Raw genomic sequence first — 24658 nt, 5'->3', positions numbered from 1 at the left:
CATGCCACGCAGCCTGAAGAAGGGCCCGTTCGTGGACGACCACCTGCTCAAGAAGGTGGACGCGCTGAACGAGTCGGGCAAGAAGACCGTGATCAAGACCTGGTCCCGCCGGTCCACGATCATTCCGGACATGCTGGGGCACACCTTCGCGGTGCACGATGGCCGCAAGCACGTCCCGGTGTTCGTCACCGAGGCGATGGTCGGGCACAAGCTGGGCGAGTTCGCCCCGACCCGAACCTTCAAGGGCCACGTCAAGGAAGACCGGAAGTCGCGCCGCCGCTGAGGCGGGTCTGTGACACGAACGAGTAAGAGCAAGGGGTAGCAGGATGACAGCCCGTACCGACTCCACTGCTGCGGAGTTCCCGCACGCAGTGGCGCGGGCCCGGTTCGTCCGCGTGTCGCCGATGAAGGCGCGCCGCGTGGTCGAGCTCATCAAGGGCCGGAGTGCCGCCGATGCCCTGGCCGTGCTCCAGTTCGCGCCGCAGACCGCCAGCGGTCCGGTGTCGAAGGTGCTCGCCAGCGCGATCGCCAACGCGGAGAACAACCTCTCCCTCGACCCGGAGACGCTGGTCGTGCGCCACGCGTACGTGGACGAGGGGCCGACGCTGAAGCGGTTCCAGCCGCGTGCGCAGGGTCGCGCGTACCGGATCCGCAAGCGGACCAGCCACATCACGGTCGAGGTCGAGTCCCGGCCGAAGGCGGCGGCGAAGTCCCGAAAGAGCCAGAAGGGGAGTGCCCGGTAGTGGGTCAGAAGATCAACCCGCACGGCTTCCGACTCGGCATCACCACGGACTGGAAGTCCCGCTGGTACGCCGACAAGCAGTACTCGGAGTACGTGGCGGAGGACGTCAAGATCCGCCGGCAGCTGTCTCGCGGCATGGAGCGCGCTGGGATCTCCAAGGTCGAGATCGAGCGCACCCGCGAGCGGGTCCGCGTGGACATCCACACCGCTCGGCCGGGCATCGTCATCGGCCGTCGTGGTGCTGAGGCGGACCGCATCCGCGGTGCGCTGGAGAAGCTGACCGGCAAGCAGGTCCAGCTCAACATCCTCGAGGTCAAGAACCCCGAGGCGGACGCGCAGCTGGTCGCGCAGGGCGTGGCCGAGCAGCTGTCCAACCGCGTGTCCTTCCGGCGCGCGATGCGCAAGGCCATCCAGTCGGCCATGCGCTCGCCGCAGGTCAAGGGCATCCGGGTGCAGTGCGGCGGTCGTCTGGGCGGCGCGGAGATGTCCCGCTCGGAGTTCTACCGCGAGGGCCGGGTTCCGCTGCACACGCTGCGCGCGGACATCGACTACGGCTTCTTCGAGGCCCGCACCACCTTCGGGCGCATCGGCGTCAAGGTGTGGATCTACAAGGGCGAGCTGGTCGGTGGCCTGAAGCAGAAGCAGGAGCAGTCCGAGGTTCGTCCGCCGCGCGGCGGCGACCGCGGTGAGCGCGGTGGCCGTTCCGACCGCGGCGGTCGTCGCCGGGGTGCCGGTGCGGACCGCGGCGCGGCTGACAAGTCCGCCAAGGCCGACAAGGCCGCGGAGGGCGAGCAGCAGCAGGCTCCGGCGGCTGAAGAGAAGACGGAGGGCTGAGAAGTGCTCGTCCCACGCAGGGTGAAGTGGCGCAAGAGCCACGCACCGAAGCGCAAGGGCTTCGCCAAGGGTGGCACGAAGATCAGCTTCGGTGAGTACGGCATTCAGGCGATCGAGCACGGGTACGTGACCAACCGCCAGATCGAGTCGGCCCGTATCGCGATCACCCGGCACGTCAAGCGTGGCGGCAAGGTGTGGATCAACATCTTCCCGGACCGCCCGCTGACCAAGAAGCCCGCCGAAACCCGTCAGGGTTCCGGTAAGGGTTCGCCGGAGTCCTGGGTCGCCAACGTCAAGCCCGGACGCATCATGTTCGAGCTGACCTTCCCGAACGAGAAGACGGCGGTCGAGGCGCTGACCCGTGCGGCGCACAAGCTCCCGATGAAGTGCAAGATCGTGTCCCGCGAGGGTGGTGACTTCTGATGGCAGCGGGTGTCACCGCTTCCGAGCTCCGCGAACTCAACGAGGAGGAGCTCGTCCAGCGGCTGAAGGAGGCGAAGGAGGAGCTGTTCAACCTTCGCTTCCAGATGGCCACCGGTCAGCTGAGCAACAACCGGCGGCTGCGCACGGTCCGGCAGGACATCGCCCGGATCTACACGATCATGCGCGAGCGCGAATTGGGCCTGACGGTTTCCCCCGAAGGCGCTGAGGAGGGCGCGGCATGAGCGAGAAAGAAGGACAGGGCGTGGAGCGCAACCGCCGCAAGGTGCGCGAGGGCTACGTCGTCTCGGACAAGATGGACAAGACGATCGTGGTCTCCCTCGAAGACCGCAAGAAGCACGCGCTCTACGGCAAGGTCATGCGGCAGACCAGCAAGGTCAAGGCGCACGACGAGGCCAACTCGGCCGGTGTCGGCGACCGCGTGCTGCTGATGGAGACTCGGCCGCTGTCGGCCAGCAAGCGCTGGCGCCTGGTCGAGATCCTGGAGAAGGCCAAGTAAGACGAAGGTTCGCGGCCCGGTCGGCCGCCGGGGAAACCCAGTGGCCGGCCGGGCTTCGTGCCGGAAGTTGACCGCGCGCGTCAGGTCGGCAATTTGGCGCGCCAGAGTGTGCTCGGGCAACCGAGCCCGAGTACTTAGGGTCAGGAGAAAGACGTGATCCAGCAGGAGTCGCGACTGCGCGTCGCCGACAACACCGGGGCCAAGGAGATCCTCACGATCCGTGTCCTCGGTGGGTCGGGTCGCCGCTACGCGGGCCTCGGGGACATCATCGTGGCGACCGTCAAGGAAGCCATCCCCGGTGCCAACGTGAAGAAGGGCGATGTGGTCAAGGCCGTCATCGTCCGGCAGAAGAAGGAACGCCGTCGTCCGGACGGTTCGTACATCCGGTTCGACGAGAACGCTGCGGTGCTGGTGAAGCCGGGCGGCGAGCCCCGCGGTACCCGCATCTTCGGGCCGGTGGCCCGCGAACTGCGCGACAAGAAGTTCATGAAGATCATCTCGCTCGCGCCGGAGGTCTTGTGATGAAGGTCAAGAAGGGCGACACGGTCGTCGTCATCTCCGGCAAGGACAAGGGCGCCAAGGGCAAGGTCATCAAGGCCATGCCGCAGGAGCAGCGAGTTCTGGTCGAGGGTGTCAACCGGATCAAGAAGCACACCAAGGTCTCGCGGACCGAGCGTGGCGCGCAGTCCGGCGGCATCGTCACCCAGGAAGCGCCGATCCACGTGAGCAACGTGATGGTCGTGGACTCCGACGGCAAGCCCACCCGAGTCGGCTACCGCATCGGTGAGGACGGCAAGAAGGTTCGCATCTCTCGTCGTAACGGTAAGGACATCTGATCATGACTACCGCTGAGAAGATCGTCCCGCGGCTCAAGACCCGTTACCGCGAGGAGATCCGCCAGGCGCTGAACGAGGAGTTCAACTACTCCAACGTGATGCAGACGCCGGGCGTGGTCAAGGTCGTGGTCAACATGGGTGTTGGCGACGCCGCTCGGGACAGCAAGCTGATCGAGGGCGCGGTCCGCGACCTGACGATCATCACCGGTCAGAAGCCGGAGATCCGGCGGGCCCGCAAGTCCATCGCGCAGTTCAAGCTGCGCGAGGGCATGCCGATCGGCGCGCGGGCGACCCTGCGCGGCGACCGCATGTGGGAGTTCCTGGACCGCCTGGTCACCATCGCGCTGCCGCGTATCCGCGACTTCCGCGGGCTGTCGCCGAAGCAGTTCGACGGCCGGGGCAACTACACGTTCGGCCTGAACGAGCAGTCGATGTTCCACGAGATCGACCCGGACAGCATCGACCGTCCGCGCGGCATGGACATCACCGTCGTTACCACGGCCACCAACAATGAGGAGGGCCGGGCGCTGCTGAAGCACCTGGGCTTCCCGTTCAAGGAGAACTGAGCGATGGCCAAGAAGGCGCTGGTTATCAAGGCTTCGAAGAAGCCGAAGTTCGGCGTTCGCGGCTACACCCGCTGCCAGCGCTGCGGGCGTCCGCGCGCGGTGTTCCGCAAGTTCGGCCTGTGCCGCGTGTGCTTCCGCGAGATGGCGCACGCCGGCGAGCTGCCCGGTGTGAGCAAGTCTTCCTGGTGAACTAAGAGGTTTCGGGTCGATTTGCGTGGCGGTGTCGGCAGCGGAACCTCAGACGCTTCCTCGACTGCGGGAGCCCCTCCTGATGTATGTCCGATACACGGCGGAGGGGCTGTCCTCGCGAGGAAAGCGTCTGAGAACCCGCGGCGGTGCGAGCTGCGCAGGTGGTGGAAAGCGGCTTCGCCGCTTGACACGACGACCTGGTTCTTTCAGGGTCGCCTGCTGCGGGGATGCCGGGTACCGGTACCCTCAGCAGGCGTTACCAGGGCTGATGCCCACGCTCCGCGGCGTGAGCCGTGCTTGCACGCGAAATGACAAGGGGCCGACCACCGCGGTCGGAGACCCAGAACTTCGTCCAGGCCAGGATCCAGACGCGCCGCCTCGCAGGCGGTGTCCGGTCGGGGTCCATCGGAACCAGACGAGAAAGGTTGAGCAGGTCATGACGATGACCGATCCGATCGCAGACATGCTGACGCGTCTGCGCAACGGAAACTCGGCATACCACGACGAGGTCGTGATGCCGCACTCCAAGCTGAAGGCGAACATCGCCGAGATCCTCAAGCGCGAGGGCTACGTGTCCGGTTCTCGCGTCGAAGAGGGCGAGAACTGCAAGCAGCTCGTTGTCGAGCTCAAGTACGGCCCGAACCGCGAGCGGAGCATCGCGGGCCTGCGCCGGGTCTCCAAGCCCGGTCTGCGGGTCTACGCCAAGTCCACCAACCTGCCCAAGGTGCTGGGTGGCCTGGGCGTCGCCATCATCTCGACCTCCGGCGGTCTGCTGACCGACCGGCAGGCCATGAAGAAGGGCGTGGGCGGGGAAGTCCTCGCCTACGTCTGGTAAGGGAGGAGGAGCGGCAATGTCGCGCATCGGAAAGCTGCCGATCACCGTCCCCTCCGGCGTCGAGGTGACCATCGACGGCCAGTCGGTGACGGTGAAGGGCCCCAAGGGCACGCTTGAGCACCAGGTCGCGGAACCCATCGTCGTCGAGCGGGACGAGGATGGCGCGATTCTGGTCAAGCGCCCGAACGACGAGCGGGAGAGCCGGTCGCTGCACGGGCTCACCCGGACCCTGGTGAACAACATGGTCATCGGGGTCAGCCAGGGCTACGAAAAGGGCCTGGAGATCCACGGCGTCGGTTACCGCGTGCTGCTGAAGGGATCGAACCTCGAGTTCTCCCTCGGCTACAGCCACCCCATCGTGATCGAACCGCCGCAGGGCATCCAGTTCGCGGTCGACGGCCCGACCAAGATTTCGGTCAAGGGCATCGACAAGCAGCTGGTCGGCGAGATCGCGGCCAGGATTCGCAAGCTGCGCAAGCCGGACCCGTACAAGGGCAAGGGTGTCCGCTACGCAGGTGAGAACATCCGCCGCAAGGTCGGGAAGACGGGTAAGTGACCATGAGCGAGACGACAGCTACCAAGCGCAAGCCGGTGGGCAAGGACATCTCGACCAAGCGTCGGCTTGCCCGCGCCAAGCGGCACACGCGCATCCGCAAGAAGATCCTCGGCACCGCCGAGCGCCCGCGCCTGGTCGTGACCCGGTCGCTGCGCCACATCGTTGCCCAGGTCATCGACGACACCAAGGGGCACACCCTGGCGTCGGCGACCAGCCTGGAGGCCGACGTCCGCGCGCTCGAGGGCGACAAGAAGGCCAAGGCCACCAAGGTCGGCGAACTGGTCGCAGCCCGGGCCAAGGAAGCCGGCGTGGAGAAGGTCGTCTTCGACCGCGGCGGCAACGACTACCACGGTCGGGTCGCCGCGCTGGCGGACGCCGCGCGTGACGGCGGACTGGAGTTCTGACAAGTGGGTAAGAACGAGAACGGAAGGGACGCCTGATGCCTGGACGCACTCGGCGTGAGGGCGGGGAGTCCGGCGGCAAGGACCGCCGGGACCGCCGCGACGGCGGCCGTGGCGGGGCGGCCCAAGAGAAGACCCCGCAGTTCGAACGCGTCGTGACCATCAACCGCGTCGCGAAGGTCGTCAAGGGTGGTCGGCGCTTCAGCTTCACCGCGCTGGTCGTCGTCGGCGACGGTGACGGCATGGTCGGTGTCGGCTACGGCAAGGCCAAGGAAGTTCCGGCGGCCATCGCCAAGGGCGTCGAGGAGGCGAAGAAGAACTTCTTCCGCGTCCCGCGCCTGGGCGGCACCATCACGCACCCGGTGCAGGGTGAGGAGGCGGCCGGCGTCGTGCTGCTGCGTCCGGCCAGCGCCGGTACCGGTGTCATCGCCGGTGGCCCGGTGCGCGCGGTGCTGGAGTGCGCCGGCATCCACGACGTGCTGAGCAAGTCGCTGGGCAGTGACAACCCGATCAACATCGTGCACGCCACGGTCGACGCGCTGAAGCAGCTGCAGCGGCCGGAGGAGGTCGCGGCTCGCCGTGGCCTGCCGCTCGAGGACGTCGCTCCGGCGTTCATCCTGCGTGCCCGTGCTGCGCAGCAGGGGGTCTGATCGACATGGCACAGCTGAAGATCACCCAGGTGCGTGGTCTGGTCGGCACCAAGCAGAACCAGCGCGACACCATGCGCTCCCTCGGGCTGCGCAAGATCCGTCAGTCCGTCGTGCGTCCGGATGACTCGAACGTGCGCGGCATGATCAATGCCGTCCGTCACCTGGTGACGGTCGAGGAGGTCGACTGACATGGTCATCAAACTGCACGACCTGCGTCCGGCCCCGGGTGCCAAGCGGGACAAGATCCGCGTCGGTCGCGGTGAGGGTTCCAAGGGCAAGACCGCCGGCCGCGGTACCAAGGGCACCAAGGCCCGCAAGAACGTCTCCCCGCGCTTCGAGGGCGGGCAGATGCCGATCCACATGCGGCTCCCGAAGCTCCGCGGCTTCAAGAACCGCTTCCGCACCGAGTACCAGGGTGTGAACGTGGCGCGGCTGGCCGAGGCGTTCCCGGAGGGCGGCACCGTCGGCATCGCCGAGCTGGTCGCCAAGGGCCTGGTCAAGAAGAACGAGCTGGTGAAGATCCTCGGCGACGGGGACCTCGAGGGCATCAAGCTGGACGTGACCGCGCACGCGTTCACCGGCAGCGCCCAGGAGAAGATCACCGCTGCGGGCGGCTCGGCCACCAAGCTGGACCGCTGAGCTGGCAACGACGATGAGGGCCGGTCGGCGAGAAGTCGACCGGCCCTCACCGTTTTTCCCGAACAGGTGATGTGTGAAGGGTGTCTTTTTCCCGGGCGGACCGGGGGAGAGACGCCCTTCGCGCGTTTCCGCGCGGCATCGGAACCCGTTGGGGCACATGGATTTCCCCCATTCGCGGGGTGTCCGGCGGCGATGTTCGCCGTGGGCGGACGCAGTGATCACGTGTGAGGCTTCGGTCGCCGAACGTGGCAGGGCTCAGGCCTGCTAGAGTCGCCCCGGCAGTGCCGTGATGAACGGGTGCTGCGGAAATTGCCGCATCTTTCCCCGGCCGGTTTCGACCGGCTCGCGTACAGGAGGTTCGCGTGCTCGGCGCCTTCCGCTCGGCTCTGGCGACGCCGGACCTGCGCCGCAAGATCCTGTTCACCCTCGGCATGGTGGTGCTCTACCGACTCGGCGCCACGATCCCGTCGCCGGGGGTGTCGTACCCGAACATCCAGCAGTGCATCGAGCAGATCGAGGGCAGCGGCTCGCAGAGCGTCTACTCCCTGCTCAACCTCTTCAGCGGTGGTGCGCTGCTGCAACTCTCGGTGCTGTCGCTGGGCATCATGCCCTACATCACCGCGAGCATCATCGTCCAGCTGCTGCAGGTGGTCATCCCGCGCTTCGAGCAGCTGAAGAAGGAAGGCCAGTCCGGCCAGGCGAAGCTGACCCAGTACACCCGGTACCTGACGATCGCGCTGGCGATCCTGCAGGGCACCGGCGTGGTGGCGCTCGCCGTGCGCGGCCAGCTGTTCCAGGGCTGCTCGGTCTCGCCGATCCCGGACGACTCGGTGCTGAACCTGATCACCATCGTGGTCGTGATGACCGCCGGTGCGGCCGTCCTGATGTGGATGGGCGAGCTGATCACCGAGCGCGGCATCGGCAACGGCATGTCGCTGCTGATCTTCGTCTCCATCGCGGCCCGCATCCCGGCCGAGGGCGGCGCGATCCTGCAGTCGCACGGCGGCCTGGTGTTCGCGGTGGTCTGCTGCTTCGCGGTCGTGATCATCGGCACCGTGGTCTTCATCGAGCAGGCCCAGCGCCGGATCCCGGTGCAGTACGCCAAGCGCATGATCGGCCGCCGGATGTACGGCGGCACCTCCACCTACCTGCCGCTGAAGGTGAACCAGGCGGGCGTCATCCCGGTCATCTTCGGTTCCTCGCTGCTGTACCTGCCGCAGCTGATCGGTCAGCTGGCCGGCAACCAGGACAGCTGGTGGGCGCGCTTCATCCAGACCTACATCGTCGATCCGTCCAGCTGGGTGCACATCCTGCTGTACATGGCGCTGATCGTCTTCTTCGCGTACTTCTACGTGTCGATCACGTTCAACCCCGAAGAGCGCGCGGACGACATGAAGAAGTTCGGCGGCTTCATCCCGGGCATCCGCCCGGGTCGGCCGACCGCCGAGTACCTGAACTTCGTGCTCTCCCGGATCACCCTGCCCGGTGCGCTGTACCTGGGCATCATCGCGATCCTGCCGAACTTCTTCCTCGGCATCACCGGTAGCGGCCAGAACCAGAACTTCCCGTTCGGCGGCACCGCGGTGCTGATCATGGTCAACGTCGGTCTGGACACCGTGAAGCAAATCGAGAGCCAGCTCACGCAGCGCAAGTACGAGGGATTCCTCCGGTAAGCTGTGCGGTCCGGGCACGACTTTGTCGTGCCCGGAAACCGCAGTTTCCGGCATGGCCCGGTGCCGTGCCGGCCCGTGCGCGGAGTGGAGCAGCGGTCGCTCGCATGCAGGTGGGCGCCGCACAGCGCTCGTCAGGAGTTGGCGTGCGATCGGATTGATTCGGAGGCAGACCCTTGGTGCGATTGGTTCTCGTGGGCCCGCCCGGTGCGGGCAAGGGCACCCAGGCCGCGGTGCTGAGCGAGCAGCTCGGCGTTCCGCACATCTCCACCGGAGATCTGTTCCGCGCCAACATCGGCAACGAGACCCCGCTCGGCCAGAAGGCCAAGAGCTACATGGACGCCGGCGAGCTGGTGCCCGACGAGGTCACCAACGAGATGGTGCGCGACCGCCTGGGCGACGAGGACGCCGCGAAGGGCTTCCTGCTCGACGGCTACCCGCGCAACACCGCGCAGGCCGAGGTGCTGCGCGACATGCTCGCCGCGGACGAGACCGAGCTGACCGCCGTGCTGCAGTTCGACGTGCCGGAGGAGGAGCTGGTCAAGCGCATGCTGGCGCGCGGCCGCTCGGACGACACCGAGGACGTCATCCGCCGTCGGCTGGCGGTCTACCGGTCGGAGACCGAGCCGCTGCTCGACTACTACCAGGACCGGATCATCAAGATCGACGCGGTGGGCTCGATCGAGGAGATCACCGCTCGCGCCCTGGAAGCGCTCCGCGACCGCAGCTGAACCGGGTCGAAGCCGGTCCGAAGACTCTTTGTGAAGGTGAGTGCGTTGTTGCGTCGGGGGAAGGGCATCGAGCTCAAGTCTCGTGGCGAGATCGAGGCGATGCGCGCGGCGGGACTCGTCGTCGCCCGCACGCTGGCCGCGGTGACCGCGCAGGCCAAGGCCGGGGCGAGCACCGGTGAGCTGGACGAGCTCGCCGAGCAGACGATCCGCGATGCGGGTGCGGTGCCCTCCTTCAAGGGCTACCACGGCTTCCCGGCGTCGATCTGCGCCTCGCTGAACGAGAAGGTCGTGCACGGGATCCCGTCGCGCGACGAGGTCCTGTCCGAGGGCGACCTGCTCTCGGTGGACTGCGGCGCGATCCTGGACGGCTGGCACGGCGACTCCGCGGTCACGCTGGCGATCGGCGAGGTCGGGGAGGCCGACCGCGCGCTGTCGGCCGCCACCGAGGCGTCGATGTGGGCCGGGATCGAGCAGGTCCGGGCGGGCAACAAGCTGACCGACATCTCCCACGCGGTGGAGACCGCGGCGCGGGCCGCGGCGAAGGCCGACGGCCGGGAGTACGGGATCATCGCCGAGTACGGCGGGCACGGCATCGGCACCCAGATGCACATGGAGCCGTTCCTGCCGAACCTCGGCAAGCCAGGCCGCGGCCCGAAGTTGCGCGTCGGGATGGCGATCGCGGTGGAGCCGATGCTCACCCTCGGCACGGCCGAGACCGAGGAACTCGACGACGAGTGGACCGTGGTGACGGCCGACCGCTCCCGCGCAGCGCACTGGGAGCACACGGTGGCGATCACCGACGACGGCCCCTGGGTCCTCACCGCTCCCGAGAACTGACCGAACCAGGTTTTCCAGGCTCGTTCTGCGTGGCGGTGCGAGCAGCGGAACCTCAGAGGCCGCCTGGCTGCGGGATCCCGTTCTTGTGTATGTCCGATACACGGCGAACGGGCTGTCCTCGCCAGGCGGCCTCTGAGAACCCGCGGCGGTGCGAGTTGCGGGGGCGGGTTATGCGCCTTCGGCGCATGCGACGCCTCCCAGGCGCGGTCCGCTGGACGTCGCGGCTCCGGTCATCCGGCCGTTGGAATCGGGGAGCCGTCGGTCGCGCCGTTCGGATCAGCGCGGTCGGCGGCAGGCGTAGACGCGGGCCGGCGGGATGTTGCGCCAGACCGCGGTGCGCGGCATGACCTCGTCGAAGGTGTCGTGGAGGGCGTCGAGGAACGCCCTGGTGGGCGGGCGCCACAGCGTCGTCAGGTAGGTGACGGTGGTGAACACGCCGTCCGCCGACATCACCGAGGCCGCCTCGTGCAGGAGCTCGCGCTGCTTCTCCGGCGGCAGGAGCGTCCACGGGATGCTGCTGATCACCGCGTCGACCTTGTCGACACCAGCCGCGTCGAGGATCTTGCGCAGGTGGGTGGCATCGCCCTCGATCACCTCCAGCCACGGCTTGGTGCGCTCGAGGAACCGGACCATCTTCGGATCTATCTCGACGGCCAGGTGACGGGCGCCCTCGGACAGTCTCCGCTGGATCGGCCCGCTGAGCGCGCCGGTGCCCGGACCGAGCTCCAGCACGGTCGGGGCGCCCGAGCTGGGCACCACGGCGGCCACCGCCTCCGCGACGTACCGCGAGGTCGGCAGCACGGCGCCCACCGTGGCCGGCTGACGAGCTGCGCTGTTCAGGAACGTCCAGTACTCGCGCAGCTTCTTACGCTTGCTCACGCCTACTCCTACCATCCAGTGGAACGCCGAGACGTTAACCCCTCCTGGGTCCGCGCGGTGCAACCGCGCACGGCCAGTCGCCGGGGATGGCAGAGCGGAGTCGGTTCCTCGCAGTGCGTGTTCGGCGTTCGGCGCGTGCTTCGAGCATGCGCCGATGGGTACCCGCGGACATCGGGGTCATCCCGCGTCGCACCTCCGGGACGAGCCTTCCTGGACGACGTTCACCGCAGCGGGCGACGGCAGATGTAGTGCAGGATCGGCGGCACGTTGCGCCAGGTGGTGTGGGTGAGCACCTCGTCGAAGACGTGCTCCAGGCGGTTGCGGAAGCGGCGGCCGCCGGGCGTCTGGCCGGCGGGCAGGTAGGTGAGCGCGGTGAAGGCGCCCTGCGGCGAGAGGGCCGCCGCGGCCTGGTGCAGGACGTGGTCCTGGGCGTCGCCGGGCATCAGCGACCACGGGATGCTGCTGATCACCGCGTCGACCTGGGCGATGCCGAGCTTGTCCAGCAGCGCGAGCAGGTCGCCGGCGTCGGCGTGCACGACCTCCAGCCACGGCTTGTGCTCGCGCAGATGCTCCACCATGCCCTCGCCGAGCTCGATGCCGATGTGCCGCGCTCCGTGCGGCAGGCGCTCGTGGATGCCGTTGCTCAGCGAGCCGGTGCCGGGGCCGAGCTCGACCACCACGGGCGAGCCGGTGGTGGGCACCACCTGCGCCACGGTCGCCGCGACGGCGGCCGAGGTCGGGGTGGCCGCGCCGACCATCCTGGGGTTGCGCACCGCGGTGCGGAAGAACGCCCCGTACTCGCCGAGCTTGCGGGTGGCGGTCTGCGCTGCCCGGTCCAGCCACGGTGCGGTGCGCGGGTCGTGTCGGTCCTGCTGGGGTGTCACGCTGCTCCTCGGGTCTGGGACTCGACCGCGGTGTCGTCGACTGATCGAACGTAGTGAGGCCGGGAGCGCCCCCGCAAGCCGCGAGCGTCGCGGCGCGATTACGCTCCGCGTTCGGAGCCGCGTTGAGCTGCCCCGATGTGAGGGGCGAATCGGCGGCGCGTACGATGGACTATCGGCGCGCTCCTGGCGCCGGTTCGTTGTGCCTGGGTATCCGTTCCCAAGTGTGCGGGACGGAGTCTTCTGCGGTGTGTGCGGACCGGGGGCGGGTGTGCGTCCGTCGCAGGTGCCGGGGCCTCCGGTATCGGCGGCAGGGACTTAGGTCCGCAAACCGTCACCGTCACGAAACGCGGAGGACATGGGCAAGAAAGACGGGGCCATTGAGGTCGAGGGCCGGGTGATCGAGCCACTCCCCAACGCGATGTTCCGCGTCGAGTTGGAGAACGGCCACAAGGTCCTCGCACACATCAGTGGCAAGATGCGCCAGCACTACATCCGCATCCTGCCAGAGGACCGGGTCGTGGTGGAGCTCTCGCCGTACGACCTCTCCCGTGGGCGCATCGTCTACCGCTACAAGTGACCTCCACGGTGTCCGGGGGATCCCGGACACGCGTTCGAGCAGGAGAGCACGACCGTGAAGGTCCAGCCGAGTGTGAAGCGAATCTGCGACAAGTGCCAGGTCATCCGCCGTCACGGGCGGGTGCTGGTGATCTGCGACAACGCCCGACACAAGCAGCGTCAGGGCTGAGCGCACCAGTCGCACAACGACAATCGAGGATCTCCCTCCACCTGTCGACCCGCGAGTGGGTCGGCTGACCCCCGGACCAGGCCGGGGCCCCGCTGCGCGGGGATGGGGTGGGAGCAGACCTGGACGGACAAAGGAGAAGGAGCCGCATGGCACGGCTCGTTGGAGTCGACCTCCCGCGCGACAAGCGCATGGAGATCGCGCTCACCTACATTTTCGGCATCGGCAAGACCCGCGCGAAGGAGATTCTCTCCGCGACCGGTGTTTCGCCCGACGCCAAGCCGCGCGACCTCGATGACGAGCAGCTGACCCAGCTGCGCGACTTCATCGAGAACAACTACCGGGTTGAGGGCGACCTCCGCCGCGAGGTCCAGGCCGACATCCGCCGGAAGATCGAGATCGGGTGCTACCAGGGATGGCGTCACCGCCGTCACCTGCCGGTGCACGGGCAGCGGACCAAGACCAACGCCCGCACCCGCAAGGGCCCGAAGAAGACGGTCGCCGGCAAGAAGAAGGCCAAGAAGTAAGCCTCGCTAGGAGTCAGCTAAAGCTATGCCACCCAAGCAGCGCGCTGGTGCCGTCAAGAAGGTGCGGCGCAAGGAAAAGAAGAACGTCGCTCACGGCCAGGCGCACATCAAGAGCACGTTCAACAACACGATCGTTTCGATCACCGACCCCACCGGTGCGGTGATCAGCTGGGCCTCCGCGGGCCACGTCGGGTTCAAGGGCTCCCGCAAGTCCACCCCGTTCGCCGCGCAGATGGCCGCCGAGAACGCGGCCCGCAAGGCCGCCGAGCACGGCATGAAGAAGGTCGACGTCTTCGTCAAGGGCCCGGGCTCGGGTCGCGAGACGGCGATCCGGTCGCTGCAGGCGGCCGGTCTCGAGGTCGGCACCATCCAGGACGTCACCCCGCAGCCGCACAACGGTTGCCGCCCGCCGAAGCGTCGTCGGGTCTGAGTCGCGGGAAAGGAGTAAGGAACAAAGATGGCTCGTTACACCGGTCCCGCGACCCGCAAGTCCCGCCGTCTGAAGGTTGACCTCGTCGGCGGTGACCAGGCGTTCGAACGCCGTCCGTACCCGCCGGGGCAGCACGGGCGCGCGCGCATCAAGGAAACCGAGTACCTGCTGCAGCTCCAGGAGAAGCAGAAGGCGCGGTTCACCTACGGCGTGCTGGAGCGGCAGTTCCGCAACTACTACGAGGAAGCCAACCGGCGCCCGGGCAAGACGGGTGACAACCTCCTGCAGCTGCTGGAGTCCCGGCTGGACAACGTCGTGTACCGCGCTGGACTCGCCCGCACCCGCCGGATGGCGCGGCAGCTGGTCAGCCACGGCCACTTCACGGTCAACGGCAAGCGCGTGAACGTCCCCAGCTTCCAGGTCTCGAAGTGGGACATCATCGACGTCAAGTCGAAGTCCATGGGCACCACGCCGTTCATCATCGCCAAGGAAACCCTGGGCGACCGTCCGGTCCCGGCCTGGCTGCAGGTCGTGCCCTCGAACCTGCGGATCCTGGTGCACCAGCGCCCGGAGCGCGCGCAGATCGACACCCCGGTCACCGAGCAGCTCATCGTCGAGCTCTACTCGAAGTGACGCGTCCCGCCGACGACCGCCGCTGCGGTCGTCGGCGGCTCGCAGCCAGCGGTGGCGGTGCAGGAATCCGCCACCGGCCCGCACTTCGCGGGCACGCCATTCCATCGGCGTCAAATAGCGGGCGCCGTGAGGAAAGGAAACTCAAGTGCTCATCTCCCAGCGACCCACACTGTCCGAAGAGGTGGTGTCGGAGACCCGTTCCCGGTTCGTCATCGAGCCGCTGGAGCCGGGCTTCGGTTACACCCTGGGCAACTCGTTGCGCCGCACGCTGCTCTCCTCCATCCCGGGGGCGGCGGTCACCAGCCTGCGCATCGACGGTGTGCTGCACGAGTTCACCACGATTCCGGGTGTGAAGGAGGACGTCACCGACGTCATCCTGAACATCAAGGAGCTGGTCGTCAGCTCCGAGGAAGACGAGCCGGTGACCATGTACCTGCGCAAGCAGGGGCCGGGTGAGGTCACCGCCGCGGACATCGTGCCGCCGGCGGGTGTCACGGTGCACAACCCCGATCTGCACATCGCCACGCTGAACGCGAAGGGCAAGCTGGAGATCGAGCTCGTCGTCGAGCGCGGTCGTGGCTACGTCCCCGCGATGCAGAACAAGCAGACCGGCGCCGAGATCGGCCGCATCCCGGTGGACTCGATCTACTCGCCGGTGCTGAAGGTGACCTACAAGGTCGAGGCGACCCGTGTCGAGCAGCGCACGGACTTCGACAAGCTGGTCCTCGACGTCGAGAGCAAGCCGTCCATCACCCCGCGTGACGCGGTGGCGTCGGCCGGTCGCACTCTCGTCGAGCTGTTCGGGCTCGCCCGCGAGCTCAACGTCGATGCCGAGGGCATCGAGATCGGCCCGTCGCCCGCCGAGGCGGACACGATCGCGGCCTACGCGATGCCGATCGAGGACCTCGACCTGACGGTGCGCTCCTACAACTGCCTCAAGCGGGAGGGCATCCACACCGTCGGCGAGCTGGTCTCGCGCAGCGAGGCCGACCTGCTGGACATCCGCAACTTCGGTGCGAAGTCCATCGACGAGGTCAAGATGAAGCTGGCCGGCCTTGGGCTCGCGCTCAAGGACAGCCCGCCCGGGTTCGACCCGTCCGCCGCGGCTGCCGAGTACCCGGCCGAGGGCTGGTCCTCCGAGGAGGAGACCACCATCGGTTCGGTCGGCGCCGTCGAGGACAACGGCTTCGACGACGGTCAGGACTACGCGGAGACAGAGCAGCTGTAGCTGTGTTGCGCGTCCGGGGTTCCGGCGCGCCCTGAGAGGAGCAACCGATGCCCACCCCGACCAAGGGTCCGCGTTTCGGCGGGTCGCCGGCCCACGAGCGGCTCATCATGGCCAACCTGGCCACCGCGCTGTTCGAGCACGGCCGGATCACCACCACCGAGGCGAAGGCGAAGCGGCTGCGGCCGATCGCCGAGCGGCTGATCACCAAGGCCAAGAAGGGTGACCTGCACAACCGTCGCGAGGTCCTGAAGACCGTCCGCGACAAGGACGTCGTGCACAAGCTCTTCGCCGAGATCGGCCCGCACTTCGCGGACCGCAACGGCGGTTACACCCGCATCATCAAGACGATGCCGCGCAAGGGTGACAACGCGAAGATGGCCGTCATCGCGCTGGTGACCGAGCAGCTGGTCACCACCGAGGCGGAGGCCGCTCGCGGCACGAAGTTCGCCAAGGACGAGCCGAAGGTGGAGGAGGCCCCCGCGGCCGAGACCACCGAGGCTGCCGAGGCCCCGGCGGAGACCGCCGAGACCGAGGCCAAGGCCGAGGACACCGCTGCCGAGAAGAAGGACGAGTCCTGATTCCGGCACGCAGTGCTGTGAACGAGCCCGTCGTCCCCGCTGGGGATGGCGGGCTCGTTCGCGTGCGCCTCGACGTCTCCTACGACGGCACCGACTTCTGCGGCTGGGCCAAGCAACCGGGCCAGCGCACCGTGCAGGGACTGCTGGAGGACGCGCTGGCGAAGCAGCCGCCGGGTCGGTCGGTGCCGCGCTCGGTGGTGGTGGCCGGCCGCACGGACTCCGGCGTGCACGCTTCGGGTCAGGTCGTGCACCTCGACGCGGTCCCGCACGAGCCCGGTGCCAGCCGGGTTCCCGTTGACGCGCAAGGCGTTCCGGACCTGGCGCGGATGGTGCACCGGTGGAACCGCATCCTGCCCGCGGACGTGCGAGTGCTGGGCGCTCGCGTGGTGCCGCCCGCGTTCGACGCCCGCTTCTCGGCGCTGCGCCGCCACTACCGCTACCAGGTGTCGGACGCGCCCTGGGGCGTCGACCCGCTGCGCCGCCGCGACACCCTCGCCTGGAACCGTCCGCTGGAGGTCGCGGCCCTCAACGCGGCGTCCCGGGAACTGCTGGGCCTCAACGACTTCGCGGCGTACTGCAAGCCCCGCGAAGGCGCGACCACGGTGCGCGAGCTGCAGCGCTTCGAGTGGGAGCGCGTCGACGACCACCTGATCGTCGCGAAGGTGAGCGCGGACGCCTTCTGCCACTCGATGGTCCGAAGCCTGGTGGGCACCCTCCTGATGGTCGGTGACGGCCGCCGGAGAACCCCGTGGCCCGCCGAGGTCCTCGGCTCGGAAACCCGGACCACAGCGGTGGCCCCGGCCCACGGCCTGACCCTCACGGCGGTCGACTACCCCCCGGACGAAGACCTCGAGGCCCGAGCCACCCAAACCCGGGCCGTCCGCACCCGCCCCTGACCGCTTCCCGACTCGCGTCGAGCCGTGGACGGACGCAATTTCAATGGAAATTGGACGTCTGATTTCAATTGAAGTTGCGGTGCCGTCGGCGTGTTGGGCACCCGACACGCCGACGACGTGTGCAACTTCAATTGAAATTGCGTTCTTTGGTTCCGGGGGTGGGGGCCGGTGGTCAGGGTTTGGGGCGCAGGACTGGTTCTGCTTCCAGGTAGGTGAGGACTGCCATCACCCTGCGGTTCTGGTCCTCTGACGGGGGTAGGGCGAGCTTGGTGAAGATGTTGTTGGTGTGCTTGCCGATCGCTTTGTCCGTCACCGACATGCGGGTTGCTATTGCGGCGTTGGAGAGGCCTTCGGCCATCAGGGCGAGGACCTGGCGCTCCTTCGGGGTCAGGGCGGCCAGCGGTTCGTGGCGTTGCTGGCGGGTCAGCAGCTGGTTGATCACCTCGGTGTCCATCGCCGTTCCGCCCGCCGCCACGCGACGCACCGATTCGACGAACTGGTCGACCTCGCCGACCCGGTCCTTGAGCAGGTAGCCGACCGCTCCGGCGCGGTCGGACAGCAGCTCGCGGGCGTAGAGCTGGTCCACGTACTCGGAGAGGATCAGCACCGGCAGCCCCGGGTGCTGCTCGCGGACCTCCAGCGCGACGCGCAAGCCCTCGTCGGCCAGCGTGGGCGGCAGGCGGACGTCCACCACGGCCACGTCGGGGAGGTGGCGGAGCAGGGCCTCGCGCAGCATCGGGCCGTTGCCGACGGCCTCGACGACGTCGAAGCCGTGCGCTGTGAGCAGCCTGATCAGGCCGTCTCTCAGGAGTGCGAGATCTTCGGCGATGACAACGCGCACGGCAGCTCCATGGTGAGTTCGGTCGGACCGCCCGCCGGGCTGCGCACCGCGAGGGTTCCGTCGAAGGCGGACAGCCGGCGCCGCATTCCGGCGAGGCCGGTGCCGGCGGCCGGATCGGCTCCGCCGCGTCCATCATCGCCCACCCGCAGCCGCAGCACGCCCGACGAGTGGCGCAGCCTGATCCAGGCGCGGCTCGCGTCGCTGTGCTTGGCGATGTTGGTGAGCGCTTCGGCGGCGGCGAAGTACATCGCCGATTCCACCGGTGCTTCCGGGCGGGCGGGCAGCTCCACGTCCACGTCGACCGGCACCGGGCAGAGCAGGGCGGCGGCTTGGATCGCGCCGGGCAGTCCGCGGTCGGAGAGCACCGGTGGGTGGATGCCGCGCACCAGTGCGCGGAGGTCCTGCAGCGCCAGCCCTGCCGAGTCCCACGCTTCCTGCAGCAGTTCGCGCACCTGGTCGGGATCGGTGGAGTTCTTGGCCAGGCCCAGGCTCATCCGGACGGCGATCAGCCGGGCCTGCGCGCCGTCGTGCAGGTCGCGTTCGATCCGGCGCAGCTCGGTGGCCTGGGCGTCGACGGCGGCCGCGCGGGACCGGGCGAGCTCCGTGACCCGTGCTCGCAGCGAAGAAGCCGGCTGCAGCAGGCGTTCGGCCAGGCGGGCTTGCATTCCGTTCAGCAGCGGGATGGAAGCCGCTCCGATCGCGATCAAGGCCACGATGGCAGCGGACAGGGTGATCGTCACCAGCCGGGTGGGCTCCACCACGCGCAGGTGGAGGACCGAGTTGGCGAAGTAGGGCAGCCCCGCCGGAACGATCAGGCAGGCGGGTCCGACGACGGCGTGCACCGCCAGCCAGGTCAGTTCGCGGTCGCGCCGATCCGACGCGCCGATCTCGCGTCCCAGCACCCGACCTGCCCATGTGCGCTGGAACGCGGTCAGCTCGCGGAAGACGCGCGGCCGGTCGAGGCCCAGCTTCAGCACCGCACGACCGGCCAGCACGACGAGCAGCGGCCACGCGAGCAGCCCGGTGGCCGCGTTCAGGAGCAGACCGGTGGGGTGTCGGAGCAACCAGCGCACACGAGCAGTCTGCCGGGCCGGTGCGGCGAGCGCGGTAGGTCCAGGCCTACCCCGGGCGGCGCAGAATTCCACCCCGAGGCGGGGCTCAGGCGGATGGTCCGGGGAGAGCCGTCGCCCGAGCCTGGACGCATGATCGAAATAGCCGGACTGACGAAGCGCTACGGCGGCGCGACCGCGGTGGACGACGTGTCATTCGCGGTGGAACCGGGCGTCGTGACCGGTTTCCTCGGCCCCAACGGTGCGGGCAAGTCGACCACGATGCGGATGGTGCTGGGGCTGGAGGAACCCGACGCCGGCACCGCGCTGGTGGGCGGCCGCCCGTACAGCTCGCTGAAGGCGCCCATGCGCGAAGTCGGCGCGCTGCTCGACGCCGGAGACGTCCACGGTGGACGCCGCGCCGCCGCGCACCTGCGGTGCATCGCCCGCAGCAACGGGATCCACGCCCGTCGGGTGGGCGAGGTGCTGGCGGAGGTGGGACTGACCGACGTCGCCGACCGGCGGATCGCCGGGTTCTCGCTGGGAATGCGCCAGCGCCTCGGGATCGCCGCCGCGCTGCTCGGCGATCCCGGGGTGCTGATGTTCGACGAGCCGATCAACGGGCTCGACCCGGAGGGCATCCGCTGGATCCGCGAGCTGTTCCGCGGCATGGCCGCCGAAGGGCGCGCTGTGCTGGTGTCCAGCCACGTGATGGCGGAGATGGCGCTGACCGCGGATCGCGTGGTGGTCATCGGTCGCGGCAGGCTCGTCGCCGACGCCACCACCGACGAGGTCCTGAAGCGCTTCGAGCGCGGCGTGCTGGTCAAAGCAGCGGATCAGCGGAGGCTCGAAGCGGTGTTGCGCGCCGGCGGCGCCGACGTGCGCGCTGAGGACGGCGGGCTGGCGGTGCGCGGCTTGGACGCCGGGCGGATCGGCGAGCTCGCTCTGGCGAACGGGATCGCGCTGAGCGAGCTGACGCCGCGCACCGCTTCGCTGGAGGACGCCTTCATGGAGCTGACCGGCGGAAGCGTCGAGTTCAGCGCGGGGAGGGCCGCCTGATGCGTGATGCGATCGCCGCCGAATGGCTCAAGTTCCGCTCCTTGCGGTCGAATTCGCAGTTGCTGGCGGCTTCGGCGCTGTCCGTGCTGCTGTGCGCCGGGATCGCCTTCGTGATGGCCAAGGGCTTGGACGGTCAGTCGGCGCAGGAGCAGCTGCGGTTCAGCAGCATCGGCGCCGGGCTCGGCACCGGATTTCCGGTCGCCTGTTTCGTGATGGGTGCGCTCGGCGCGCTGTCGATCACCTCGGAGCACGCCACCGGGCTCATCCGCACGAGCCTGGTGTCCGTGCCCAGCCGGCAGTTGTTCCTGTTCGCCAAGGTTCCGCCGCTCGCGGTGATCTCGCTGGTGGCCGGCCAGGTGCTGGTGTTCGGCATGCACTTCGCCGCGATGGCCGTGCTGGGCGACCGGGCTGGGCTGGTGCTCCTCGACGGCCGGACGCTGGGCGCGTCCCTCGCCGATCCCGGTGTCCTGCCAGGGCTGCTGGTGGCCGGTGCGGTGATGCCGGTCGTGGCGGTGATCGGGCTCGGGCTGGGCGCGGTGATCCGCTCCACCGCTGCGACTCTGGTCACGCTGATCGTGCTGCTGTTCGTGCTGCCGATGGGCGCGCAGGTGGTCGCCGATCCGTGGCGCTCCCGGATCGGCTCGCTGATGATCCAGAACCTGCCGGACCAGATCGTCGGCGGCGAAGCACCGGGCATCCTCGCCCCGTGGGCGGCGCTGGCGCTGCTGATCGCCTACCCGGTGGCCGCGCTGACCGGCGCGGCGGTGGTGATCGGCCGTCGCCGACGCCGACCCTTGGCGATCGGTGGCTTGGTGACCGCGCTGCTGGCCGCGGTGGTGGCCGTTCCGCCCGGTGCGGCGGCGATCACGCTGAAGTGGCAACCGTGCGGCGGCGAGCTGGAGTGCTCCGCCATCGAGGTGCCGGTGGACTGGTCGAAGCCGGACGGCCGCAAGATCTCCATCGACCTGGCCCGGCTTCCGGCCACCGGCACGCACCGCCGGATCGGCACTGCGTTCGCGCTTCCCGGCGGGCCGGGCGGGTCGGGCATCGATGACCTCGAGAAGTCGGCGGGCAACTTCGCCGACCTGCGGGAGCGCTTCGACGTGGTCAGCTTCGCGCCGCGCAACACCACGGATCTCGGCGTGATCCCGTTCGACTGCCTCGCCGGCGGGCCGTGGTTGACCGTGCCCGAGAACCCCGCGGAGTTCGAGGAGCTGGGCGAGCGGAACTGGGCTGCCGTCGAGCGCTGTCGCAGCGCGGATCCCGAGTTCTTCGACAACCTCGACGCGGCCTCCGTGGCGCGCGATGCGGAGGCGGCTCGGAAGGCGCTGGGCGAGGAACAGCTGAGCTTCATCGCGACGTCGTACGGAGGGACGACCGCGGTCTCCTACGCGCGGTTGTACCCCGACCGCGTCCGGGCGATGTACCTGGACGGAACCTCCAGCCACATCGACGGTGTGGAGACGGCGATCCGGAACAAGGACCGGGTGATCGAGTCCCAGTTCGCCGAGTTCACCACCTGGTGCGCGACGAGCACCGATTGCGCGTTGCGCGGGCGGGACGCCGGTGCGGTCTGGCGCGATCTGGTCGCCGCGGCCGACCGCTCGCCGATCCCGGTGCGCGGCGAGCGGGCGGCTTTCACCGGCTTCGACCTCAAGGTCGCTGCGGCACCGGACCTGATCAGCCCCGGGCAGGCTCCCGACTTCCCGAACTGGCAGCGGTTCGCCCGTGCCGTCGACCGCGCCGCTGCCGGTGATGCGGCCGGTTTCTCCCGGTACGTCCAGGACGTCACCGGCAGCCCGAAGGTGCCCGCCTTCGTCGGGATGTCGGCGACGCACTGCGCGGACGGCCGCGGTTTCGCCGACTTCGCGGAGTTCCAGCGGCTGAAGGAGCTCGACGAGCGCTTGTCGCCGAACTTCGCGGGCAACTCGCTGTGGCACCCGCTGGCCTGCGTGGGCTGGCGGAACCCGGTACGCAACCCGCCGGCGCCGCTGCCCGCCGATCAGCTCCCGCCGCTGCTCGGCGTCGGCACCTTGGTCGACTTCGACGGCCCCGCGAGCGCGGCCCGGGCCGTGCCCGGTTCGGCAGCGGTGCAGTTCAAGGGCTTCGGTCACGCCCTCTACCTGACCGGTGATGCGTGCACCATCGCGCACGCCAACAGGTACCTGGCCTTCGGGCGCACACCGCCTCCGGGAACCACCTGCGAGCCACCTGAGTCCACTTAGGACGTCTTCGGAGCGGCCATCGCGGTCAGCCGCTGGGCCAGGCGTTGCGCCGCTTCGCGGAGTTCCGGCGGGTCGAGGACTTCGGTTTCGAGGTCGAGGGCGGCGATGTGCATGGCCAGCCAGTGGAGGTCGTTGCCGCCCGCGGTGAGGGTGCACCAGCCGTCCTCGGCGTCCTCGACCTTCGCCACCTGGGGCGGCACCCGTTCGCGGACCTGGGCGGCGGTGGCGCGCAGGCGCACCCGGGCCAGGTGGCGGTACGGCGCTTCGGAGGTGGAGTGCTGTACGTAGGCCGCCGGGTCCGGGTGCTCTCGCGGGCGGAAGCGCCAGGTCGTCACCGCCACGTCGCGCATCCGGTCGAGGCGGAACGTGCGCCAGTCGTCGCGGTCGACGTCGAAGGCCATCAGGTACCAGCGGTGACGCGTGGCGACCATCCGCACCGGCTCCACCGTTCGCTCGCGCTCCTCGCCGCCGCGACCGGCGTAGCGGAACCGCACGCGGACCGCGTCGCGGCAGGCGCGAGCGAGGGACACCAGCAGTTCCGCGTCGATCTCGACACCGGGGCCGACGAGCGTGTCGGTCGCGCCGTGCACCGCTCGGACCTCGGCGCGCAGCCGAGGCGGCATGACCTGGTCGAGCTTGGCCAGCGCGCTCAGCGCGGCCTCGCCGGTTCCCGCGACCGTGCCGCCGGAGGCGAGCCGGAGCGAGACCGCCGTCGCGATGGCCTCCTCGTCGTCGAAGAGCAGCGGTGGCAGCCGGGTTCCCGCGCCGAGCTGGTAGCCGCCGCCGACGCCCGCCGTCGCGTGCACGGGGTAGCCGAGCGTCCGCAGCCGCTCCACGTCGCGCCGGACCGAGCGGTCGGTGACGCCGAGCTCGGCGGCCAGCTCGGTGGCGGTCCAGGACGGCCGCCGCTGGAGCAGCGCCAGCAGCCGCAACACCCGCTCGGTGGTCACTGTCCCGCCTCTCCGCGATTTTCAGTGGTGGTTGCGTCTGGATTGATCTCGCGTTGTGCGGTTTCTTGTGGCTGGGCTGCGTCACGGTCCCCTGGGGTGCGGTCGAGCAGGACTCGGGCTGACAAGGGGTGTCATGCGCAGATCTTCGCACGAATCACGGAAGGCACCTGTCCGCTATTTCCGCGACGATGTCCGCATGACCGACTGGAATTCCATGCTCCGCGACCAGCTCACCTCGCACTGGAACGGGCAGCTGCGCCCGCGCCTCGAAGGCCTCACCGACGAGGAGTACTTCTGGGAGCCCGTGACCGACTGCTGGAACGTGCGCCCGCGCGGCACCGGCACCGCGCAGATGCAGGCCGGCACGGGCGCGGTGACCATCGACTTCGCGTTCCCGGAACCGGAGCCGGTGCCGTTCACCACCATCTCCTGGCGCCTCGGGCACGTGATCGTCGGCGTCCTGGCGGTGCGGAACGCCTCGCACTTCGGCCGCACGCCCACCGACTACGAGTCGTTCGAGTACGCGACGACCGCCGCCGAAGCGCTGGAGCAGCTCGACGCGGAACTGGCCACCTGGCTCTCCGGAGTCGAATCGCTCGGTGACGAAGGACTCGCCAAGCCGTGCGGACCGGCGGAGGGACCGTACGCGGAGCGCTCGATGGCGGAACTCGTGCTGCACATCCACCGCGAGCTCATCCACCACCTGTCCGAAGTGTCGCTGCTGCGCGACCTCTACCTGCACGCGAACGGATCCCTGCGATGAGCCACGAGTTCCAGGTCACCTTCGACGCGCGCGATCCGCGGGCGCTGTCGGTGTTCTGGCGCGATGCGCTGCACTACGTCCTCCCCGGTCCGCCCGGCGTCGAGCTGGCCGAGGGCGCGGACCCGCTGGCCGCGTGGGACGAGTTCCTCGAGCGGATCGGTGTGCCTGCCGAGCAGCGCAACACGCGATCGGCGGTCGAGGACCCGGCCGGGCGCGGCCCGCGGCTGTTCTTCCAGCAGGTGCCGGAGGACAAGATCGCGAAGAACCGCGTGCACCTCGACGTCCGCGCGGCGCCCGGTCTGCAGGGCGAGGAGCGGATGGCGGCGCTGGAAGCCGAGTGCGAGCGCCTCGTCGCGCTGGGTGCGAGCCGGGTGAGCCGCCACGAGCCGGTTCCGCCGCTCGAAGGCGGCCACATCATGATGGCCGACCCCGAGGGCAACGAGTTCTGCCTCGACTGACCACGGCCCTCCGCTGGAGGAACCACCGGTGTGTCGGGCCCCGACACACCGGTGCACGTCGCGAACTTCCGCAATTTCAATTGAAATCAG

36 protein-coding genes are annotated in these 24658 nt (G+C 69.0%); 31 read left to right on the top strand and 5 right to left on the bottom strand.

From position 1 onward, the window contains the following. The first annotated feature begins 1 nt into the window (after position 1). The 19 genes from rpsS (at position 2) to map (ending at position 10426) form a co-directional block, all read left to right on the top strand. On the top strand, positions 2-283 hold the full coding sequence (gene rpsS / locus C4T78_RS31015; RefSeq protein ID WP_093155222.1) for a 30S ribosomal protein S19: 282 nt from the start codon (positions 2-4) through the stop codon (positions 281-283). Positions 284-326: 43 nt separating this feature from the next. Further along, a complete protein-coding gene (rplV, locus tag C4T78_RS31010) occupies positions 327-743 on the top strand; it encodes a 50S ribosomal protein L22 (protein WP_177242009.1) in 417 nt (138 codons plus the stop codon). Continuing rightward, positions 743-1576: a 30S ribosomal protein S3 gene (rpsC, locus tag C4T78_RS31005; protein ID WP_093352251.1), complete on the top strand. Its 834-nt coding sequence runs from the start codon at positions 743-745 to the stop codon at positions 1574-1576. Before rplV ends, rpsC begins: the two co-directional genes overlap by 1 nt. Before the next feature lie 3 nt (positions 1577-1579). Beyond that, a complete protein-coding gene (gene rplP, locus C4T78_RS31000; RefSeq protein ID WP_093155217.1) occupies positions 1580-1999 on the top strand; it encodes a 50S ribosomal protein L16 in 420 nt (139 codons plus the stop codon). Next, positions 1999-2241, top strand: coding sequence for a 50S ribosomal protein L29 (gene rpmC, locus C4T78_RS30995; RefSeq protein ID WP_093155216.1), 243 nt, complete (start codon positions 1999-2001; stop codon positions 2239-2241). The genes rplP and rpmC overlap by 1 nt, the downstream gene beginning before the upstream one ends. After that, positions 2238-2516 (top strand): 30S ribosomal protein S17, encoded by a 279-nt coding sequence (gene rpsQ / locus C4T78_RS30990; protein WP_093155214.1) that lies wholly within the window; start codon positions 2238-2240, stop codon positions 2514-2516. Before rpmC ends, rpsQ begins: the two co-directional genes overlap by 4 nt. A gap of 153 nt (positions 2517-2669) precedes the next feature. Further along, the gene (gene rplN / locus C4T78_RS30985; RefSeq protein ID WP_093155213.1) at positions 2670-3038 is read left to right on the top strand and encodes a 50S ribosomal protein L14; all 369 of its coding nucleotides are present in this window, start codon (positions 2670-2672) and stop codon (positions 3036-3038) included. Next, complete coding sequence (gene rplX / locus C4T78_RS30980) at positions 3038-3352, top strand: 50S ribosomal protein L24 (RefSeq protein ID WP_093155211.1); 315 nt, start codon at positions 3038-3040, stop codon at positions 3350-3352. Before rplN ends, rplX begins: the two co-directional genes overlap by 1 nt. 2 nt (positions 3353-3354) lie before the next feature. Next, positions 3355-3918 carry a 50S ribosomal protein L5 gene (gene rplE, locus C4T78_RS30975; protein ID WP_093155210.1) on the top strand — a complete coding sequence of 188 codons (564 nt, stop codon included), beginning with the start codon at positions 3355-3357 and terminating at the stop codon, positions 3916-3918. A 3-nt stretch (positions 3919-3921) separates the two neighbouring features. Next, on the top strand, positions 3922-4107 hold the full coding sequence (locus C4T78_RS30970) for a type Z 30S ribosomal protein S14 (RefSeq protein WP_093155208.1): 186 nt from the start codon (positions 3922-3924) through the stop codon (positions 4105-4107). Positions 4108-4543: 436 nt separating this feature from the next. Next, positions 4544-4942: a 30S ribosomal protein S8 gene (gene rpsH / locus C4T78_RS30965; RefSeq protein WP_010315396.1), complete on the top strand. Its 399-nt coding sequence runs from the start codon at positions 4544-4546 to the stop codon at positions 4940-4942. Between the two features lie 16 nt (positions 4943-4958). Next, positions 4959-5498, top strand: coding sequence for a 50S ribosomal protein L6 (gene rplF / locus C4T78_RS30960; protein ID WP_093155207.1), 540 nt, complete (start codon positions 4959-4961; stop codon positions 5496-5498). 2 nt (positions 5499-5500) lie between these two features. Then, the gene (gene rplR, locus C4T78_RS30955; RefSeq protein ID WP_235863516.1) at positions 5501-5902 is read left to right on the top strand and encodes a 50S ribosomal protein L18; all 402 of its coding nucleotides are present in this window, start codon (positions 5501-5503) and stop codon (positions 5900-5902) included. A 35-nt stretch (positions 5903-5937) separates the two neighbouring features. Beyond that, the gene (gene rpsE / locus C4T78_RS30950) at positions 5938-6549 is read left to right on the top strand and encodes a 30S ribosomal protein S5 (RefSeq protein ID WP_093155204.1); all 612 of its coding nucleotides are present in this window, start codon (positions 5938-5940) and stop codon (positions 6547-6549) included. A 5-nt stretch (positions 6550-6554) separates the two neighbouring features. After that, the gene (gene rpmD, locus C4T78_RS30945; protein ID WP_010315387.1) at positions 6555-6737 is read left to right on the top strand and encodes a 50S ribosomal protein L30; all 183 of its coding nucleotides are present in this window, start codon (positions 6555-6557) and stop codon (positions 6735-6737) included. Position 6738: 1 nt separating this feature from the next. Further along, positions 6739-7188, top strand: a complete 450-nt coding sequence (gene rplO, locus C4T78_RS30940) for a 50S ribosomal protein L15 (RefSeq protein ID WP_093155202.1) — start codon at positions 6739-6741, stop codon at positions 7186-7188. A 362-nt stretch (positions 7189-7550) separates the two neighbouring features. After that, complete coding sequence (secY, locus tag C4T78_RS30935; protein WP_093352253.1) at positions 7551-8861, top strand: preprotein translocase subunit SecY; 1311 nt, start codon at positions 7551-7553, stop codon at positions 8859-8861. Positions 8862-9034: 173 nt separating this feature from the next. Then, entirely contained in the window at positions 9035-9589 is a 555-nt protein-coding gene (locus C4T78_RS30930; protein ID WP_093352256.1) for an adenylate kinase, read from the top strand. A gap of 45 nt (positions 9590-9634) precedes the next feature. Beyond that, complete coding sequence (gene map / locus C4T78_RS30925; RefSeq protein WP_093352258.1) at positions 9635-10426, top strand: type I methionyl aminopeptidase; 792 nt, start codon at positions 9635-9637, stop codon at positions 10424-10426. Between the two features lie 276 nt (positions 10427-10702). Here map and C4T78_RS30920 read toward each other — a convergent pair whose 3' ends face one another. Continuing rightward, positions 10703-11305: a class I SAM-dependent methyltransferase gene (locus C4T78_RS30920; protein ID WP_093352260.1), complete on the bottom strand. Its 603-nt coding sequence runs from the start codon at positions 11303-11305 to the stop codon at positions 10703-10705. Positions 11306-11526: 221 nt separating this feature from the next. Next, complete coding sequence (locus tag C4T78_RS30915) at positions 11527-12189, bottom strand: class I SAM-dependent methyltransferase (RefSeq protein WP_235863517.1); 663 nt, start codon at positions 12187-12189, stop codon at positions 11527-11529. Between the two features lie 355 nt (positions 12190-12544). Between C4T78_RS30915 and infA the strand changes: the two genes are divergently transcribed. The 8 genes from infA to truA all read left to right on the top strand — a co-directional run bounded on the left by infA (position 12545) and on the right by truA (position 17223). Next, positions 12545-12766: a translation initiation factor IF-1 gene (infA, locus tag C4T78_RS30910; protein ID WP_009948665.1), complete on the top strand. Its 222-nt coding sequence runs from the start codon at positions 12545-12547 to the stop codon at positions 12764-12766. A gap of 54 nt (positions 12767-12820) precedes the next feature. Next, positions 12821-12934, top strand: coding sequence for a 50S ribosomal protein L36 (rpmJ, locus tag C4T78_RS30905; protein WP_010315372.1), 114 nt, complete (start codon positions 12821-12823; stop codon positions 12932-12934). 146 nt (positions 12935-13080) lie between these two features. Continuing rightward, positions 13081-13458 (top strand): 30S ribosomal protein S13, encoded by a 378-nt coding sequence (gene rpsM, locus C4T78_RS30900; protein ID WP_093155195.1) that lies wholly within the window; start codon positions 13081-13083, stop codon positions 13456-13458. A gap of 25 nt (positions 13459-13483) precedes the next feature. Further along, positions 13484-13888, top strand: coding sequence for a 30S ribosomal protein S11 (rpsK, locus tag C4T78_RS30895; protein WP_093155193.1), 405 nt, complete (start codon positions 13484-13486; stop codon positions 13886-13888). 27 nt (positions 13889-13915) lie between these two features. Continuing rightward, positions 13916-14521 (top strand): 30S ribosomal protein S4, encoded by a 606-nt coding sequence (gene rpsD, locus C4T78_RS30890; RefSeq protein WP_093155192.1) that lies wholly within the window; start codon positions 13916-13918, stop codon positions 14519-14521. 145 nt (positions 14522-14666) lie between these two features. Beyond that, positions 14667-15749: a DNA-directed RNA polymerase subunit alpha gene (locus C4T78_RS30885; protein ID WP_093352262.1), complete on the top strand. Its 1083-nt coding sequence runs from the start codon at positions 14667-14669 to the stop codon at positions 15747-15749. Between the two features lie 47 nt (positions 15750-15796). Continuing rightward, a complete protein-coding gene (gene rplQ / locus C4T78_RS30880; RefSeq protein ID WP_093352265.1) occupies positions 15797-16327 on the top strand; it encodes a 50S ribosomal protein L17 in 531 nt (176 codons plus the stop codon). Between the two features lie 17 nt (positions 16328-16344). Continuing rightward, the gene (gene truA / locus C4T78_RS30875; RefSeq protein WP_093352267.1) at positions 16345-17223 is read left to right on the top strand and encodes a tRNA pseudouridine(38-40) synthase TruA; all 879 of its coding nucleotides are present in this window, start codon (positions 16345-16347) and stop codon (positions 17221-17223) included. Between the two features lie 172 nt (positions 17224-17395). On the opposite strand, the gene C4T78_RS30870 is transcribed toward truA, so the two are convergent. Both C4T78_RS30870 and C4T78_RS36830 read right to left on the bottom strand, forming a co-directional pair. Then, positions 17396-18064 carry a response regulator transcription factor gene (locus C4T78_RS30870; RefSeq protein ID WP_093352269.1) on the bottom strand — a complete coding sequence of 223 codons (669 nt, stop codon included), beginning with the start codon at positions 18062-18064 and terminating at the stop codon, positions 17396-17398. After that, positions 18028-19137 (bottom strand): sensor histidine kinase, encoded by a 1110-nt coding sequence (locus C4T78_RS36830; RefSeq protein ID WP_218161582.1) that lies wholly within the window; start codon positions 19135-19137, stop codon positions 18028-18030. Before C4T78_RS36830 ends, C4T78_RS30870 begins: the two co-directional genes overlap by 37 nt. A gap of 129 nt (positions 19138-19266) precedes the next feature. Here C4T78_RS36830 and C4T78_RS30860 point away from each other — a divergent pair, with 129 nt between their 5' ends. Further along, positions 19267-20172: an ABC transporter ATP-binding protein gene (locus C4T78_RS30860; protein WP_093352272.1), complete on the top strand. Its 906-nt coding sequence runs from the start codon at positions 19267-19269 to the stop codon at positions 20170-20172. Further along, positions 20172-22397, top strand: coding sequence for an alpha/beta fold hydrolase (locus tag C4T78_RS30855; protein WP_093352274.1), 2226 nt, complete (start codon positions 20172-20174; stop codon positions 22395-22397). Before C4T78_RS30860 ends, C4T78_RS30855 begins: the two co-directional genes overlap by 1 nt. Here C4T78_RS30855 and C4T78_RS30850 read toward each other — a convergent pair. Continuing rightward, positions 22394-23347, bottom strand: a complete 954-nt coding sequence (locus tag C4T78_RS30850) for a helix-turn-helix transcriptional regulator (protein WP_093352277.1) — start codon at positions 23345-23347, stop codon at positions 22394-22396. The genes C4T78_RS30855 and C4T78_RS30850 overlap by 4 nt on opposite strands. 196 nt (positions 23348-23543) lie before the next feature. Between C4T78_RS30850 and C4T78_RS30845 the strand changes: the two genes are divergently transcribed. Continuing rightward, positions 23544-24110 (top strand): DinB family protein, encoded by a 567-nt coding sequence (locus tag C4T78_RS30845; protein ID WP_093352279.1) that lies wholly within the window; start codon positions 23544-23546, stop codon positions 24108-24110. Next, positions 24107-24568 carry a VOC family protein gene (locus tag C4T78_RS30840; protein WP_093352282.1) on the top strand — a complete coding sequence of 154 codons (462 nt, stop codon included), beginning with the start codon at positions 24107-24109 and terminating at the stop codon, positions 24566-24568. Before C4T78_RS30845 ends, C4T78_RS30840 begins: the two co-directional genes overlap by 4 nt. Positions 24569-24658 lie beyond the last annotated feature (90 nt).

It is taken from the genome of Saccharopolyspora kobensis (assembly GCF_900108315.1).
Taxonomy (GTDB): Bacteria; Actinomycetota; Actinomycetes; order Mycobacteriales; family Pseudonocardiaceae; genus Saccharopolyspora; species Saccharopolyspora kobensis.
This window is presented reverse-complemented; position numbering and strand designations above follow the sequence as displayed.

Bases quoted from the DNA above. Each gene is read 5' to 3' on its own strand.
- rpsS (WP_093155222.1), top strand. From the start codon at position 2: ATGCCACGCAGCCTGAAGAAGGGCCCGTTCGTGGACGACCACCTGCTC.
- rplV (WP_177242009.1), top strand. From the start codon at position 327: ATGACAGCCCGTACCGACTCCACTGCTGCGGAGTTCCCGCACGCAGTG.
- rpmC (WP_093155216.1), top strand. From the start codon at position 1,999: ATGGCAGCGGGTGTCACCGCTTCCGAGCTCCGCGAACTCAACGAGGAG.
- rpsQ (WP_093155214.1), top strand. From the start codon at position 2,238: ATGAGCGAGAAAGAAGGACAGGGCGTGGAGCGCAACCGCCGCAAGGTG.
- rplX (WP_093155211.1), top strand. From the start codon at position 3,038: ATGAAGGTCAAGAAGGGCGACACGGTCGTCGTCATCTCCGGCAAGGAC.
- rplE (WP_093155210.1), top strand. From the start codon at position 3,355: ATGACTACCGCTGAGAAGATCGTCCCGCGGCTCAAGACCCGTTACCGC.
- C4T78_RS30970 (WP_093155208.1), top strand. From the start codon at position 3,922: ATGGCCAAGAAGGCGCTGGTTATCAAGGCTTCGAAGAAGCCGAAGTTC.
- rpsH (WP_010315396.1), top strand. From the start codon at position 4,544: ATGACGATGACCGATCCGATCGCAGACATGCTGACGCGTCTGCGCAAC.
- rplF (WP_093155207.1), top strand. From the start codon at position 4,959: ATGTCGCGCATCGGAAAGCTGCCGATCACCGTCCCCTCCGGCGTCGAG.
- rplR (WP_235863516.1), top strand. From the start codon at position 5,501: ATGAGCGAGACGACAGCTACCAAGCGCAAGCCGGTGGGCAAGGACATC.
- rpsE (WP_093155204.1), top strand. From the start codon at position 5,938: ATGCCTGGACGCACTCGGCGTGAGGGCGGGGAGTCCGGCGGCAAGGAC.
- rpmD (WP_010315387.1), top strand. From the start codon at position 6,555: ATGGCACAGCTGAAGATCACCCAGGTGCGTGGTCTGGTCGGCACCAAG.
- rplO (WP_093155202.1), top strand. From the start codon at position 6,739: ATGGTCATCAAACTGCACGACCTGCGTCCGGCCCCGGGTGCCAAGCGG.
- infA (WP_009948665.1), top strand. From the start codon at position 12,545: ATGGGCAAGAAAGACGGGGCCATTGAGGTCGAGGGCCGGGTGATCGAG.
- rpsM (WP_093155195.1), top strand. From the start codon at position 13,081: ATGGCACGGCTCGTTGGAGTCGACCTCCCGCGCGACAAGCGCATGGAG.
- rpsK (WP_093155193.1), top strand. From the start codon at position 13,484: ATGCCACCCAAGCAGCGCGCTGGTGCCGTCAAGAAGGTGCGGCGCAAG.
- rpsD (WP_093155192.1), top strand. From the start codon at position 13,916: ATGGCTCGTTACACCGGTCCCGCGACCCGCAAGTCCCGCCGTCTGAAG.
- rplQ (WP_093352265.1), top strand. From the start codon at position 15,797: ATGCCCACCCCGACCAAGGGTCCGCGTTTCGGCGGGTCGCCGGCCCAC.
- C4T78_RS30860 (WP_093352272.1), top strand. From the start codon at position 19,267: ATGATCGAAATAGCCGGACTGACGAAGCGCTACGGCGGCGCGACCGCG.
- C4T78_RS30855 (WP_093352274.1), top strand. From the start codon at position 20,172: ATGCGTGATGCGATCGCCGCCGAATGGCTCAAGTTCCGCTCCTTGCGG.
- C4T78_RS30845 (WP_093352279.1), top strand. From the start codon at position 23,544: ATGACCGACTGGAATTCCATGCTCCGCGACCAGCTCACCTCGCACTGG.
- C4T78_RS30840 (WP_093352282.1), top strand. From the start codon at position 24,107: ATGAGCCACGAGTTCCAGGTCACCTTCGACGCGCGCGATCCGCGGGCG.